The organism is Sphaerospermopsis sp. LEGE 00249, assembly GCF_014299995.1.
GTDB lineage: Bacteria > Cyanobacteriota > Cyanobacteriia > Cyanobacteriales > Nostocaceae > Sphaerospermopsis > Sphaerospermopsis kisseleviana.
This window is the reverse complement of the sequence record NZ_JACJUZ010000004.1, coordinates 64,294-80,301: the sequence shown is the minus strand read 5'-3', so window position 1 is coordinate 80,301 and position 16,008 is coordinate 64,294. Positions and strand designations below refer to the sequence as shown.

Sequence of the window (16,008 nt, the reverse complement as noted above, 5' to 3'; positions counted from 1 at the left end):
TTTCTTCTGTAGGTGACTAGCGAACCCGCAAGGGCGGTCTACGATTAGAGGTGGGTTTAAATCCCCCACTAAGACAGCCTCCTGCCTCCTGCCTTTCAACTCCTGCCTCCTTTAAATATTGTTCAAAATTCAGTTATAAAAAATTTTTTACAAGATGATATTTCACAATATTTAATCTATTTATCAGTCCTGTAGGGGTCTAGCACTGCTAAACCCCTACTATTTAATTAATCAATCTTTCCACATCGAAAATATCCAAATTTGTTAACTGTGATACTTGTTCTACAGACATTCCATTCTGTAATAAATTCATCGCAACTTGTCTTAATTGCAGTTCAGCTTGTTCTGCACGTTGTTTTTCTTGTTCTGCACGTTGTTTTTCTTGTTCTGCACGTTGTTTTTCTTGTTCTGCACGTTGTTTTTCTTGTTCTGCAATTTGTTCTACTTCATCTGCTTTTTGTTTTGCAATTTCTGCGATTTCCTGAGAAGTAGGAAATAACTCACCATCCAAAGTTGCCCAGCGTAACCATGTTGTTTCAACACCTCTATACTTACCTTGCCAACGCACTAAAGCCAAATTTAAGACTTTGCTTACCAGTTGCTTTTGATCATTTAATGGTATTTGTTGATATACACCACTATTTAGATCAAAACCTGCAAAATCATCTGGTTTAAAAGGGTCATACCAAAAATATTCAGATACCCGCATTTGATTTTGATAAATCAATTTTTTCGCATTTTTATCATTATTAGCTGTACTTTCTGACAGTAATTCAATTACAACATCTGGCGGTTTTCCCTCTTCCCAAACCACCCAAGATAATCTTTCTGTTTTCGGCACACCTAAAACAGCAAAGAAATCTGGACCGCGAAAATCTTGATTTTTTAATTGTGCTAAACTGTAGTAAACAAACATATTGCCTCCTACATATCCATCAGCCCTTTGATCTAACCAAGGCTGAATCGTATCAATTAAAATATCCATTTGTAATTTATGTCTTTGTGTCTCCATCGGGATACCATCATCACAAGGAAGTTCTGCCTGGGTGGGTGGCAGTTTAATGCTAGGCTTGGCCAAAACAGTTTCTAACATAGCTGTTAAATATTAGTTAGAAATTACTTAATATTTTTATACTAATATGAAATGATGGGAAATTGACAAAATTATCAGAAATAATAAATCTGATCGGAATTTCTGAATTGTTGCATCATATTGTTGCATCATTATGATATTGTGGGAACATCTTAATTTTAGGTCAATAGTATTAACTGTTATGAAACGTCGAGCTATTGTTAACAGATTATCTCAAAGTGCGATCGCTGCTACAGGAGTGGCAATAGTTGGTGGTTGTCAAAAAGCCACAAACCCAGCTACAAAAGGACAAGCAGACACTAGCAACCTACCCACCATTAGATGGCAAATGGCCACCAGTTGGCCAGTATCCTTAGAAACAATTTTTGGCGGAGCGCAGGTTTTGGCAGAACGGGTCAAAGCCCTAACCAATGGTAAATTTATCATCGAACCCCGTGCAGCAGGAGAAATAGCCCCTGGTTTAGAAGTTCTGAATGTAGTTTCTCAAGGTGCAGTCCAAGCAGGACACACAGCAGCTTATTACTACATTGGGAAAAGTCAGGCTTTAGCTTTTGGAACATCCGTACCATTTGGATTGAATGCCCAACAGCAAAACGCTTGGTTATATGAAGGAGGCGGTTTAGCCAAACTTCAGGAAATTTACGCCCGTAAATTTAATGTGATTCAATTTCCTGCGGGAAATACGGGTACACAGATGGGGGGATGGTTTCGCAAGGAAGTGAAAACACTGAATGACCTCAAGGGACTAAAAATGCGTATTCCCGGTTTAGGCGGACAAGTCATGTCCAAACTAGGGGTAACAGTACAGACACTTCCAGGGGGAGAGATATTCCAAGCTTTACAAACCGGCGCTATTGATGCTGCTGAGTGGGTAGGACCCTACGACGATGAGAAATTAGGCTTAAATAAAGTTGCTAAATATTACTATTATCCTGGTTGGTGGGAACCGGGTCCAACCTTAGAAGTACAAATTAATTTAGATGAGTGGAAAAAGCTACCTCCTCAATATCAAGCAGCTTTAGAAACAGCCGCCTATCAATCAAATACCACAATGTTAGCTCGTTATGATGCACGTAATAGTGAAGCTTTAGATAAACTATTAAAAGCAGGGGTACAAGTGCGTGCTTACAGTCAGGAAATATTAGAAGCAGCGGAAAAAGAATCTTTTGCTTTGTATGATGAGTTTGCGGCGAAGGATGCAGATTTTAAAGCGGTTTATGAAATTTGGAAACCCTTTAGAGATGGTATCTATGCGTGGAATAATCTGAATGAGGGTAGTTTAACTCGTTATGCCTATGGGAAATTGAAGTAGGTGACAGGTGACAGTTTCAGCTATCAAATCATTTACAAGCACAGGTAGATGAGGGATTAAGAAAATTTTTATACATTTAGCACTTCAGCCAAAAAGTCACTATGCTGTAGTATAAAAATAATTGCTGTAGTGTAAAGTTCATTTTGTCTGTAAAGAAAGACATTCACAGCCGAGAGATCAGACCAGAGATGTATGATCGTGTTTTGGAGAAGGAAGACTTAATCAAAAGTCTAGAACAACTATAACTACTGCATAAATTAGCCGGACTTGATATCTAGGATTATGCCACAATAGCGAAACTAGGAAAAATATTAGGAGTTTTTAATTGTGGAGTCCACCCCAAAAGCATCATACACCCCGGCCGCAATTGAAGAAAAATGGCAGCAAACATGGTTAGAATTGGGATTAGATAAAACCAATCAAGACCCAACCAAACCTAAATTTTACGCGCTTTCCATGTTTCCCTACCCATCTGGTAGCTTACACATGGGTCACGTCCGTAACTACACCATTACAGATGTAATCGCCCGCCTCAAAAAAATGCAAGGGTATAGAGTATTACATCCTATGGGTTGGGATGCCTTTGGATTACCCGCAGAAAACGCCGCCATTGATAGAGGTGTACCTCCTGCCCAATGGACATATAAAAATATAGACCAGATGAAACAGCAACTAAAGCGTCTGGGTTTATCCTTAGATTGGGATGCAGAATTGGCTACCTGTTCCCCCGATTATTATAAGTGGACACAGTGGATTTTTCTACAATTTTTAGAAGCGGGTTTAGCTTATCAAAAAGAAGCGGCTGTAAATTGGGACCCCATTGATCAAACCGTACTAGCTAACGAACAGGTAGACAGTGAAGGACGTTCTTGGCGTAGCGGAGCAATTGTAGAACGTAAATTATTACGTCAGTGGTTTTTAAAGATTACCGATTATGCCGAAGAATTATTAAATGATTTGGATAAATTACCTGGTTGGCCAGAACGAGTTAAAGTAATGCAAGCTAACTGGATCGGAAAATCCACTGGTGCATATTTAGAATTTCCCATAGTCGGTTTAGATGAAAAAATCGCTGTTTATACTACCCGTCCCGACACCGTTTATGGCGTTAGCTACGTCGTATTAGCTCCAGAACACCCTTTAACTCAACTTGTCACCACTTCAGACCAAAAAACAGCGGTAGAAGCTTTTATCAAAGAAGTAAGCAACCAAAGCGAATTAGAAAGAACCGCAGAAGACAAACCAAAACGGGGTATTCCTACCGGGGGGAAAGCTATCAACCCCTTCACTGGGGAAGAAGTACCGATTTGGATTGCAGATTATGTACTCTATGAATATGGTACAGGTGCGGTGATGGGTGTACCCGCCCATGATGTGCGAGATTTCAAATTTGCAAAGGAGCAAAATTTACCTATTAAAGTGGTAATTGTTCCCGAAATTGGAGCGGATGAAAATTTAAAATCAGCTTATACAGAACCGGGAATTTTAGTTAATTCAGGTGAATTTAATGGCATTAATTCAATAGATGCTAAAAAGGCAATTACTGAATATGCAGAAAAACAAAACATTGGTAAATTAAGAGTACAATATCGCTTGCGAGATTGGTTAATTTCTCGTCAACGTTATTGGGGCGCACCTATCCCTGTTATTCATTGTCCTGAATGTGGAATTGTCCCAGTGCCAGAAAAAGATTTACCTGTACAATTACCAGAAGAAATTGAATTAAGTGGCCGTGGTGGTTCACCTTTAGCACAGTTAGAAAGTTGGGTAAATGTTCCTTGTCCAAGTTGCGGTAATCCAGCAAAAAGAGAAACCGACACAATGGATACTTTTATTGATTCTTCTTGGTATTTCTTGCGGTTTACTGATGCCACAAATGCAGAGAAAATTTTTGATGGTGGTAGAGTAAATGATTGGATGCCGGTTGATCAATATGTGGGCGGTATTGAACACGCGATTTTACATTTGTTGTATTCTCGTTTCTTTACCAAAGTATTAAGAGATAGAGGTTTGTTGAATTTTGATGAACCATTTCAAAAGTTATTAACTCAGGGAATGGTACAGGGTTTAACATACATGAACCCGAAAAAAAGCGGTAAAGATAAATGGATTCCTTCAAATTTAGTTGATGCAAATAATCCTGTAGATCCGCAAACTGGAGAACCTTTAGAAAGGGTTTATGCTACCATGTCTAAATCAAAAGGAAATGGTGTTGCACCGGAATATGTGATTAATAAATATGGCATTGATACAGCGCGGATGTTCATTTTATTTAAAGCACCTCCAGAAAAAGATTTAGAATGGGATGAAGCTGATGTTGAGGGACAATTTAGATTTTTAAACCGTGTTTGGCGGTTGGTTACTGATTACGCTGCGGCGGGAGTTTGTAAGAAACAAGCTGATTTGGATCAGTTAAGTAAAGAGGAAAAAGATTTAAGGAGAGCGATTCATTTAGCGATTCAAGCAATTACGGAAGATGTGGAGGAAGAATATCAATTTAATACCGCAATTTCCGAATTGATGAAGTTAAGTAATGCGTTGACTGATGCTAAGTGTAATAATTCGCCAATTTATGCGGAAGGTATTCTAACTTTGGTGATTATGTTAGCGCCTTTTGCGCCCCATATTGCTGATGAATTATGGCATTTGTTGGGGAATAAGGGAACGGTACATACTCAAGTTTGGCCGAGTTTTGATCCTGCTGCTTTGATAGCTGATGAAATTACTTTGGTAATTCAAATTATGGGTAAAACTCGCGGTGCTATTCAAGTTCCTTCGCAGTTAGATAAGGTTGAGATGGAGAAGTATGCGCGGGAGTCTGAGGTGGCGAAGCGTTATATTGAAGGGAAGGAAATTAAGAAGGCGATCGTTGTTCCTGGTAAGTTGGTGAATTTCGTTTTGGGTTAGGTTTTCTCACGCAGAGACGCAGAGGCGCGGAGAGTTTTTTGAGGTGGGTTGGCGAAAGTTTAACCCACCTTTTATTTTTTGGTTGTGACTACTTTTTTGAGTAATCACAAAGGTATGAATTAAAAAATTGTAGGTTGGGTTCAAAAACTAAACCCAACTTACTTACTACTAAAGCGCAAAACCAAAAACTACTTATGCAGCCATATTACCCGGAAATCTTTTTGATTGTCTGTCTTCTAGAACTTTCTCAAAATAGAGGTTCGGATAATTGACTGGTTCTTTTTGGCTTTTACGCTTTAGAGACTTGATTGCAAATAAGACATCATCAGGATGTGCATTTTTGATTGTTGTTATCAAATCTTCGTTAATGTCTAATCCTGCTTCTTTTGCTTGATGCAACAGATTAGTTAATTTCTGTGATTCAACTGACTCGGATAAATCTTGATTTGCATTATTAAGACCAATCAAATGATCTAATCTTTGCAAACTTCTGAGTTTGTTACTGGGATCAATTTCAGTGATTTTTTCCAGGTATTGATTAACCAAGCGAAGTCTTTCAATATCTTGATTTTGATATTGATTATCTTCAAAGTTAATGCTATAATTCATAGCAGTTAGACTCCTTATATTGGAAGTTTAATTTTTTATTTTCAAACAATTAGCTAGAAGCTCTGCTTCTCGTGAAGGACTACCTGTTGAGACCAGGTAGCCTTTTTGCTATCTTGTCTTATTTGAGACTAAATCACTATACGATTTTTGTCAAGCCACTCATACGACTATTTTTTGCAGTAATTCCCCACTCCATGTAACAAGTTAAATTTTATCTGAAAGCAAAAGTCAGAGATTTAAAAGCATTTAAGCTTAACGAATTACATTGAATAATGGCTTCATCTGTGATAGGCAACCAGTGGCTTTCTGGTGTCTCTGAATTTTAGGTTAACAGAGTTACTTTGAGGTGTCAAGGTATTTGTGCAAAAAAATTTTATAAAAAGCATTTCCTGCATATAAAGTAAAATGTTTACTATTTAGAAGTAAATTATAATTTATGATTTTTACTTTAGATGTATAATGTGCATAATGTTGTTTTCCCAAGAAGAGAATGGAAAAAAGACAAAAACTACCAATTATTCTAGTATCAGAAGAACTTGACGTATATAGCTTAAATCCCTATGAGTTTAGATTATACGCTCATATATCTCATAGAGGTGAATGTTACTCAAGACTAGATACAATAGCTACAATATGCCAAATGAGCGTAAGAAAAGCGCAGTATTCGCTCAAAAATCTTTGTGAATTAGGATTAATTAAAAAAACAAAACGTAAATTAACCACTGATATTTATGTCATAGAATCACCAGATAAATGGAAACAACCTGAAAGCATAAAACCATTAGAATTAGAAGAAATAGAGAAAATAGAAACTGAAAATACAACACCATTAAAATTAGAAGAAATGGAGAAAATAGAAACTGAAAAATCACAACCAATTTTCGTTCATGCAATACTAGACTTATATGGGCTAAATCCTTATGATTTTAGAATTTATGCTCATATAGCAGCTTGTGGAGGTTCTTGTGAATCAAATTTTGAAAACATTAAAAATATATGCAAAATGAGTATTCGTAAGGCTCAATATTCAGTTAAAAATCTTTGTGATTTAGGATTAATTAGAAAAATTAAATACAAGGGTAAAAAAATTCTTTATGTAATGACTTCTAGACAAGAATGGAAAAAACCTATTTATTCTGAATCGCTGGAAGAAGAACGTAAAAAAATTGAAAAATATTTGCTTTCAGATGAAGATTCTGAAAATATTAGTTTGTAGGTTGGGTTAAATGAAATGCAACTCAACAGATTGATTATTATTAGTTGATGTTGGGTTTCTTTGCGTCAACCCAACCTACATAATTAATTCCCAGTCTTTAAAAAATATGGTATCATTAAGAATATATGTATCAATATCATTACCTCAACACAAACGAATTAGAATCATGAAACTGAGGGTTCGCAAAAATATACGCGCTTCTCGCACTGGTGTAAATCGTTCCAGTAAGTACATAATTATTCATCAGAAAAAAGGAGAAACACCAGGAATGAATAGAATATTGTCACCAACTATGGCAAAGCATTATTTTGTCAAGGCGTTTTTAAATTTCCTTGCTAGAGATATCAAAAAAAATCCCAGTAATATTGAACCACTTACAGAAGAAATATATCATCGTGCATCTATGCTTACAGAAGGAATGGAAACTGATCTGGATGAAGAATTACCAGAGGATTTCATGTTTGTATGAATGTTAATGGGTGGACATTAAAAATTCATCCTGCCTTTGGTGAGAAATATAATAAATTGATCATTAAGGTTGAGCAACTTAAAGAAAAAGACCCTGAAGGATATCAGCAAAATCCAGTTACAAAGTTTCTCAACAACATTAATGAGCTTATTTTTAGGAGAATACCTGAAGATCCCAGCGCACCAGAATTTAGGCAAGGTAAAACATTAGGAACAGATAAAAAGCATTGGTTTCGAGCGAAATTTAATAGAAGATTTCGTTTATTTTTTCGTTATAGTAGTACGGAAAAAGTCATTATTTATGCTTGGATAAATGATGAAAATACGTTGCGGAAAGAGGGAGCAAAAACAGATCCATACAACATTTTTAGTAAAATGCTTCGGATTTAATGATTACTTTTTATTTAATGACCTGAGAAATGGTCATACCACAATACACTCATGGGATATTATTGAAACTACTGAAAGACAGAAAAATATTTGTTTATTACTACTTAAAAACAGACGCAAAAGTAATTACGGACAATTAGACGGAAACCCATTATCATTAGCACATTTTCAAAGTCTAGATTCATCAATTACACAACCAGAAATTGATGAACTGGTAGCATTAGAAATTTTTAAATCAGAAGAATATCGTTTTATGATCAAACGGTCTAATATTAAAGATAATATTAAGAATTTGACTCAAGCTGAAGAAATACTGCTTTCATTTACTACTAATGGAGAAATAATAATTGATAATTTAAAAATCCAAAAAGTGTTTAAATTAGAAAAAATATCAATCCAAAAAACAATTGATTCTCTCAAACAAAAGCATATTATTGAGTGTGTGGAAATTCGCTATGATTTTAAAAATACGAAAATCAGTACAGGATTATTTGGTGTTAGTCGTATTTTTTTGCCAACTTCTGATATTTTCCCCACTTTAGTGGCCAGTGATACAAATGATTTTATCACCTTAAAAACAATTGCAGCTATAAATCATGATGATTTTAAAAACAAATTCATCAAAGAAGTTTATGAACCAAGAGAATTTAGAAAAATTACTAAAAGCGAAGCCTGTTTAATACAGGGATTTCCCCATGATTTTAAATTACCAGAGTCTAGATCAAGATGGATGAAACTAATTGGAAATAGTGTTTCAGTCCCCGTCATTGATAAATTGTGCAAAGCTATTATTGATACTGGTATCTTTGAAAATTAATAGTAATTTGTAGGTTGGGTTAAATCAAATGCAACCCAACACATTTATTATTAGTTGATGTTGGGTTTCCTTACGTCAACCCAACCTACAAATTGATATAAGTAGGGGGTTTTGAAGCTGTAGCTTTGGCAGGTAATAAGCTTTATGCTTTTATTCAAAGTGCAATTGATAATCCGGATGTTACTAATGATGCAAATTCTAGAAATTCTCGAAATTTAAGAATTTTAGAATTTGATGTAGCTACTCAACAGGTAACTGGTGAATATCTCTATTTACTTGATGATATTACTGGAACTGGTAACGCCAGAACTGATAAAATTGGTGATGCTGTTTCCTTGGGTGGTGGCAAATTTGCTGTTGTCGAAAGAGATGATTTAAGTAATGAAAATTCTAACAAACTCATCTATCAAATTGATTTAGCAGGGGCGACAAATATTAATAATCCTGCTAACTTTAACTTACCTGATGGTAAAACAATTGAGCAGTTAACAGAAGCAGAATTAATTGCTGCGGGGATTTCTGTTGTTAGTAAACAACTGATTGTTAATGCTGCTGAGGTAGGTTATACAGGAGTTGAAAAGTTAGAGGGTTTAGCTTTAGTTGATCGCAATACTTTAGCTTTACTTAATGATAATGATTTCAGTGTCGGTGGTACAACAATTCCTATAAAATTAGGGATTTTAGAATTATCAAAAAACATTGTCCCTCAATACGGTAAAATCGCACTAGCTCCTAATATCAACAACAACATTTTTACTATTAGAGGAGTTGGCGAAACCGTCAAACTCAAAGTAATTCTTGTTTCCAACACCTTCAATGTTGTTAATGAACTGGGTATTTTTTCTACAGATGATAACGAAGGTACTATTAGGAGAGATGATGGTATTAGTATTAAACCAGGACAAGAAGGTTATCGAGAAGCAGCTTTAGAAAGAGCTAAAAACCAAGGAAAAAGTGTTTTCTCTGCGATCGCCAATCTTCCTAATCTAACTGTTTGAAAATGAATAACCGTCTGGGAATGAATTCCCAGTCTCATAACAAAAGTCGGCTGAAGCCGACTATTTTTTTGGTAATTTTGGCAATAATGAATATGAAAACGTTGAATCAAGAATCTGCGCTCCTTTAGGACGCAGAGTGTCAATTCGTATTGCAAATCACAAAAACAAAAAAAGGGCAGGATTTTCATCCCACCCCAGAAAATAAGAGAAATATTCTTTTGTTAATTAACCTAACAATGCCTTAGCTTTAGCTAACACATTATCAACGGTAAAGCCAAATTTCTCCATACAAGTACCACCAGGAGCAGAAGCACCAAAGCTATCAATACTGACGGTATCGCCTTCAGTACCAACATATTTATGCCAGCCAAAACTGCAACCAGCTTCTACCGCTAAACGCTTTGTAACAGATTTTGGTAGTACAGATTCTTTGTAAGCTGCATCTTGAGCATCAAATAATTCTGTAGAAGGCATAGAAACAACGCGGACTTTCTTACCTTCGGCGGTTAGTTTCTCAGCAGCAGTTACACAGAGGCTCACTTCTGAACCAGTACCAATTAAAATGATTTCTGGTGTACCAGCACAATCTACAATGGTGTATGCACCTTTAGCCACACCATCAACAGATGTACCACCTAAGTTGGGGACGTTCTGACGGGTGAAAGCTAAGAGAGTGGAAGCATTTTCTTTAGACTTTTGGATCGCTACTTTGTAAGCACCAGAAGTTTCATTTCCATCTGCGGGACGAATTACTGTTAAATCAGGAATAGCACGCAGAGAAGCTAAAGTTTCAATGGGTTGGTGAGTAGGACCGTCTTCACCTTGGCCGATGGAGTCGTGAGTCATTACCCAAATTGAACCAGCTTCAGAGAGCGCAGCTAAACGAATAGCAGCCCGCATATAGTCTGTGAAAATTAAGAAAGTTGCACCGTAGGGTATTAAACCAGAGCGATGTAAGGCTATACCGTTACAGATCGCGCCCATTGCGTGTTCCCGTACACCAAAGTGAATGTTACGGTTTTGGAATTGTCCTTTTTGGAAGTCTCCAGCACCTTTGAGTTCGGTGAGGTTGGAGTGGGTTAAGTCAGCAGAACCACCAATTAATTCAGGTAAAACAACCCCTAGTTTGTTGAGGCAGATTTCTGAGTGTTTGCGGGTGGGTTGTGCTTTGTCTTCGGCGGTATAGGTGGGAAGAACTTGATCCCAACCTTCTGGTAATTCACCACTGAGGAAACGTTCAAATTCTGCCGCTTCTTGGGGATATTTAGCTTTGTATTCAGTTAAGGTTTTTTTCCAGTCTGCTTCGTAAGCAGCACCGCGTTCTACTGCTTTGCGGGTGTGATCAAGAACGTCTTGAGGAATTTCAAAGGGTGCATAATCCCAACCTAAGTTTTTCCGGGTTAATGCTGTTTCATCTGCACCTAAAGCAGCACCGTGAATACCTGCGGTATTTGCTTTGTTGGGAGAACCATAACCAATGGTGGTTGTCACCTTGATCATGGTGGGTTTGTCGATGACAGCTTTTGCTGCTTCGATCGCTTTGGCAATTCCTTCTAAATCGGTGTTACCATCTTTAACGTGAAGTACGTGCCAACCGTAGGCTTCAAATCTCTTAGAAACATCCTCTGTAAAAGCTACATCGGTAGAACCATCAATAGAGATGTGGTTATCATCGTACAGGGCGATTAATTTACCTAATCCCCAGTGTCCAGCGATCGAAGCAGCTTCACCAGAAATACCTTCCATGTTGCAACCATCACCCAGAATTACATAGGTGTAATGGTCTACAATTGTCGCACCGGGTTTGTTAAACTTAGCTGCTAGATGTGCTTCTGCTAAAGCTAAACCAACTGCGTTAGCAATACCTTGACCCAAGGGACCAGTAGTTACTTCCACACCATCTGTCACAAAGTTTTCTGGGTGGCCTGGGGTCTTAGACCCCCATTGACGAAATTGCTTGATGTCGTCTATGGTAACGCTATCGTAGCCCATCAGATACAGCAAGGCATACTGCAACATTGAGCCATGACCAGCAGAGAGAACAAAGCGATCGCGGTTAAACCATTTAGGATTTTTGGGGTTATACCGCATGAAGGAGTTCCACAGGACAAACGCCATAGGAGCAGCGCCCATAGGTAGTCCGGGGTGTCCCGACTTGGATTTTTCTATGGCATCAACAGCCAAAAAACGGATTGAGTTAATACAAAGTTCTTCGATGGATTTGGTTGCAACAGCCATAATTTTTTATTGTTAACGATGGGTTAGGACTCTTTGTAGCTTTCTGTTTTTGGGTTCATTATCAAGTGATCCCACAATTTACATCATCCCATTCCTACTAGCATAAGGACAAGCGGGATCTTCTGAGTTTTAGGTGATGAATAGAGCTAATAATTTGGTCATGCCAAACCCTTGGTTTAGCTGGGAATGATATATATAATATGTTCCACAGGGTCACTTCAGGAGGCAGGAGGCAGGGGAGCAGGGAGCAGGAGGCAGGAGGCAGGAGGCAGGAGGCAGGGAGCAGGGAGCAGGGGGAAATTATTTGTATTTTCCCAGTCACCAATCCCCAATCACCAGTCACCATTAGCGATATTTCTTAAACGCCAAAGTGACATTATGACCACCGAACCCAAAGGAGTTGGATAAAGCCACCTCTACGATTTGAGCGCGGCTGGTATGGGGTACATAATCTAAATCACAACCCTCATCAGGATTATCCAAGTGGATGGTGGGAGGGATGTGGTCATTAGCGATCGCCAAAACTGTAGCTACTGCTTCTATTCCTCCTGAACCACCTAACAAATGACCTGTCATGGATTTGGTAGAACTAATTGCTATCTTATAGGCATAATCGCCTAAAGCCTTTTTGATAGCTGCCGTTTCTGTGACATCATTGGCTGGGGTGCTGGTTCCATGAGCATTAATATAGGTAATCATTTCTGGTGTCAGCTGACCATCTTTGAGTGCCAGTTCCATTGCTCTAGCTGCACCTAAACCACCAGGTACGGGGGAAGTAATATGATAAGCGTCACAGGTCATCCCATAGCCGACCATTTCTGCATAAATTCTCGCACCACGACTGATTGCGTGTTCCAATTCTTCCAGAATTAAAATTCCTGAACCTTCACCCATGACAAAGCCATCCCGATCTTTGTCAAAGGGACGACAAGCTTTTTCTGGATCATTTTTTGTGGATAGCGCCCTGGCTGCGGCAAATCCAGCTACAGACAATGGTGTAACGGCTGCTTCCGTTCCGCCACAAATCATTGCTTGGGCATATCCATTTTGAATTAAGCGAAAGGCATCACCGATAGCGTTAGAACCAGCGGCACAAGCTGTCACAGAACAGGAGTTTGGACCTTTTGCACCAGTATGAATTGCTGTTAATCCTGCTGCCATGTTGGCAATCATCATCGGTATCATGAATGGACTACAGCGGTCTGGCCCTTTGTTTAGATAGACTGTTTGCTGGTCTTCTAATACTTTAATGCCACCAACGCCTGAACCGATCATGACACCTATTTGCTCGGCGTTGAGGTCATTGATAACTAATTGTGCGTCTGATATAGCCTGTTTAGCAGATGCGATCGCAAATTGGGCAAAACGATCAGCGCGCTTGGCTTCTTTGCGCTCCATGTATTCATGCGGATCGAAGTTCTTCACTTCCCCCGCAATGCGGCAATCATGCTTAGAAGCATCAAAAGCTGTGATGTAGTCTATGCCATTACGTCCGCTTAACAGTCCTTCCCAATATTTAGATGGATTGTTACCAAGAGGTGTAATCGCGCCTACACCTGTTACAACAACGCGTTTACGTTTATAGTCTGTCATGATTCAGTTAAAGGTGACGAAAAAGCAGCAAGCAGAACAATTTATAGAGTGTTGAGTTTTGAGTCCTGAGCCAGCATTACATTTATGCTTAGTGCTTTTCACAGAAATATACATACTCAGCACAGAGCAAATTTAGTTGCTACAATTTGGCTGAGGGTGATGGCTAGGCAGTCCCTGACAGGAGAGTTTCCCAGGACTGCGTTACCTGATCAATGCACTGGCTCATCAGGACTCAGAAATTTTTCAGTCAGAAGGAGCGTTTTTCTCGATGTAATCTACTACCTCTTGAACCGTTAAAATCTTTTCGGCGGCTTCATCGGGAATTTCAATATCAAATTCTTCTTCAAAAGCCATTACCAGTTCCACGATATCTAGAGAGTCAGCCCCTAAATCATCTGTAAATGAGGCGTTTGGTACAACTTTCTCCTCATCAACCTCTAGTTGATCGACGATAACTTTTTTAACCCGGTCAAAAGTAGTTTTTGTTTCACTCATATATAAAAGTCCTTAACCAGTTGCTATGATCTGCTCTTTATGGGCAATCTTGCTTTGAGCATATACATCTTATCGGAAAGGGTGTTCCTGAGTACAGTTATCAGAAAAAGGTGATTGGTGATTGGGAAAATACAAATATTTCCCCCTGCTTCCCCTGCTCCCCTGCTCCCCTGCCTTATGTTGGGAGATAATGAAACTGCTAAATTTGTCTTACCAGGGCGATCGCTACGCCTGTAAACAAAACTTAATTTTATGCTATCTCAAACCTTAAAATACGCTTACTACCCCGGTTGTGTTGCTCAAGGAGCTTGTCGGGAGCTTTATCTGTCTACTCAATCACTTACCCAAGCTTTGGGTATTGAACTCATTGAACTTAAAAAAGCTGCTTGTTGCGGTTCTGGTACATTTAAAGAAGATTCTCAATTGTTAGAAGATACAGTTAACGCTCGGAATATAGCTTTAGCAGAAGAATTAAATCTACCTCTTCTTACTCATTGCAGCACCTGTCAAGGTGTGATTGGTCATGTTGATGAACGTCTCAAGCAATGCCAAGGAACTAACCCTGCTTATATTAATCAAGTTAATGGCTTACTAGAAAAAGAAGGTTGTTCTCCTTATCGGGGTAGTACAGAAGTCAAACATTTACTTTACGCTTTGGTTACAGATTATGGTTTAGACAAAATCAGCCAGCGTGTCACCCGCAAGTTAAGCGGACTCAAGTGTGCAGCTTTTTATGGCTGTTATCTCCTCCGCGCTCAAAAATCCATGCCCTATGATGATCCATTCCAACCAGAAGCAATGGAAAATGTGTTTCGGGCTATAGGAGCAACACCCATATATTATCGTGGCAGCACCCAATGTTGCGGTTGGCCTCTCTCTAGCTATGCTACTACCGAATCTTTCCAAATGGCAGGTATGCACATTCAAGAAGCTTTGTCAAGTGGTGCTGATTGTATTGTTACACCTTGTCCCCTGTGTCATCTTAATTTAGATTCTCGTCAACCAGAGGTAGAAAAGGTGATTGGTAAAAAATTAGGTTTACCTATTTTACATTTACCACAATTAATTGCTTTGGCTTTAGGAGTTAGTCCTGAATTACTGGGTTTAGAGCGTCACATTGTTTCCACAAAACCAGTGTTAGAAAAATTGGGAATCTAATCTAAGTAGACTCTTTGAACCCACAATCTGCGTCCCTTGAGGGCGCAGATTGTCAAAAAATCTGCTGTAAATCAGGTAAATCATTAGCTTTCTGGAGAATAAATAAACTTTCATCACCTCCTCTACCAATCCTTAATGTTTCATCTAAGTAAGTAATATCCAGAGTTGCAACTCTACCTTTTGGACCTTTAGCATCTACAACTTTAAAAGGATTTAGTTGAGGAGTGTTAACACCTATAATTTTATCAATCGCTAAATAACGTTTATCAAAATAAACATTAATTCTCTTATCTGGTAAGTTAGATTGAGGTAAATCAGGTTCAAATCTAGCTGTTACTTTTACATATCCTGAAATAAATTTTAGGGGATGTTTGACATAAGCAAGGTTAAAAAATTGTGCATCAGCAACATTAATTACTTGAAATACTTTACCTATTCTTAATCCTAATGGGAGAGAATCCAAAGCGCGAATTTCTCTAGCTGTAGAGTATTGTAATTGCCAGACTCCATTTAATAAATTAATAGCATTCTGGAGTGGTTGAGGATGGGGATTGAGATATTCTAATTCAACTGTTAAACTTTCTATTTCTGCGGCTTTCTTTGGGTCAATCTTTAAATTAGTAATAGGAGAACCATCATCCTGTTTTTTAAGTTCCTTAATTAATACTTGTAATTTTTCTTTCAATGCTTGACGTTCCATAAACTGATACTTTG

The 16,008-nt window shown here is 38.2% G+C and carries 13 protein-coding genes and 1 pseudogene; 8 read left to right on the top strand and 6 right to left on the bottom strand.

The annotated features are described in order from the left end of the window. Window positions 1-223: 223 nt before the first annotated feature. Window positions 224-1,093 carry a Uma2 family endonuclease gene (locus tag H5968_RS02755; RefSeq protein WP_096571683.1) on the bottom strand — a complete coding sequence of 290 codons (870 nt, stop codon included), beginning with the start codon at window positions 1,091-1,093 and terminating at the stop codon, window positions 224-226. Window positions 1,094-1,274: 181 nt separating this feature from the next. On the opposite strand from H5968_RS02755, the gene H5968_RS02750 reads away from it, so the two are divergent. Continuing rightward, on the top strand, window positions 1,275-2,405 hold the full coding sequence (locus H5968_RS02750) for a TRAP transporter substrate-binding protein (protein ID WP_096571682.1): 1,131 nt from the start codon (window positions 1,275-1,277) through the stop codon (window positions 2,403-2,405). Between the two features lie 327 nt (window positions 2,406-2,732). Then, entirely contained in the window at window positions 2,733-5,312 is a 2,580-nt protein-coding gene (gene leuS, locus H5968_RS02745) for a leucine--tRNA ligase (protein ID WP_187038712.1), read from the top strand. 192 nt (window positions 5,313-5,504) lie between these two features. Here leuS and H5968_RS02740 read toward each other — a convergent pair whose 3' ends face one another. Beyond that, entirely contained in the window at window positions 5,505-5,921 is a 417-nt protein-coding gene (locus tag H5968_RS02740; protein WP_187038711.1) for a hypothetical protein, read from the bottom strand. 490 nt (window positions 5,922-6,411) lie between these two features. On the opposite strand from H5968_RS02740, the gene H5968_RS25025 reads away from it, so the two are divergent. The 5 genes and pseudogenes from H5968_RS25025 to H5968_RS02715 form a co-directional block, all read left to right on the top strand. After that, a complete protein-coding gene (locus H5968_RS25025) occupies window positions 6,412-7,137 on the top strand; it encodes a helix-turn-helix domain-containing protein (RefSeq protein ID WP_222620530.1) in 726 nt (241 codons plus the stop codon). A 166-nt stretch (window positions 7,138-7,303) separates the two neighbouring features. Then, the gene (locus H5968_RS02730) at window positions 7,304-7,606 is read left to right on the top strand and encodes a type II toxin-antitoxin system PrlF family antitoxin (RefSeq protein WP_137668334.1); all 303 of its coding nucleotides are present in this window, start codon (window positions 7,304-7,306) and stop codon (window positions 7,604-7,606) included. Further along, complete coding sequence (locus tag H5968_RS02725; protein WP_187038710.1) at window positions 7,603-7,995, top strand: type II toxin-antitoxin system YhaV family toxin; 393 nt, start codon at window positions 7,603-7,605, stop codon at window positions 7,993-7,995. Before H5968_RS02730 ends, H5968_RS02725 begins: the two co-directional genes overlap by 4 nt. Then, complete coding sequence (locus H5968_RS02720; protein WP_187038709.1) at window positions 7,919-8,812, top strand: DNA cytosine methyltransferase; 894 nt, start codon at window positions 7,919-7,921, stop codon at window positions 8,810-8,812. The genes H5968_RS02725 and H5968_RS02720 overlap by 77 nt, the downstream gene beginning before the upstream one ends. A gap of 107 nt (window positions 8,813-8,919) precedes the next feature. After that, window positions 8,920-9,513 (top strand): annotated as a pseudogene (locus tag H5968_RS02715) (esterase-like activity of phytase family protein); the annotation flags it as partial. A gap of 522 nt (window positions 9,514-10,035) precedes the next feature. Here the strand turns inward: H5968_RS02715 and tkt are convergent. The 3 genes from tkt to H5968_RS02700 all read right to left on the bottom strand — a co-directional run bounded on the left by tkt (window position 10,036) and on the right by H5968_RS02700 (window position 14,136). Next, window positions 10,036-12,048, bottom strand: coding sequence for a transketolase (gene tkt / locus H5968_RS02710; protein WP_187038707.1), 2,013 nt, complete (start codon window positions 12,046-12,048; stop codon window positions 10,036-10,038). Window positions 12,049-12,393: 345 nt separating this feature from the next. After that, complete coding sequence (gene fabF, locus H5968_RS02705) at window positions 12,394-13,641, bottom strand: beta-ketoacyl-ACP synthase II (protein ID WP_187038706.1); 1,248 nt, start codon at window positions 13,639-13,641, stop codon at window positions 12,394-12,396. A gap of 243 nt (window positions 13,642-13,884) precedes the next feature. Next, window positions 13,885-14,136, bottom strand: coding sequence for an acyl carrier protein (locus H5968_RS02700; RefSeq protein WP_187038705.1), 252 nt, complete (start codon window positions 14,134-14,136; stop codon window positions 13,885-13,887). 252 nt (window positions 14,137-14,388) lie between these two features. Here H5968_RS02700 and H5968_RS02695 point away from each other — a divergent pair, with 252 nt between their 5' ends. Beyond that, a complete protein-coding gene (locus H5968_RS02695; RefSeq protein ID WP_187038704.1) occupies window positions 14,389-15,294 on the top strand; it encodes a CoB--CoM heterodisulfide reductase iron-sulfur subunit B family protein in 906 nt (301 codons plus the stop codon). A gap of 52 nt (window positions 15,295-15,346) precedes the next feature. On the opposite strand, the gene H5968_RS02690 is transcribed toward H5968_RS02695, so the two are convergent. Next, on the bottom strand, window positions 15,347-15,994 hold the full coding sequence (locus H5968_RS02690; RefSeq protein WP_187038703.1) for a PAP/fibrillin family protein: 648 nt from the start codon (window positions 15,992-15,994) through the stop codon (window positions 15,347-15,349). Between the last annotated feature and the right edge of the window lie 14 nt (window positions 15,995-16,008).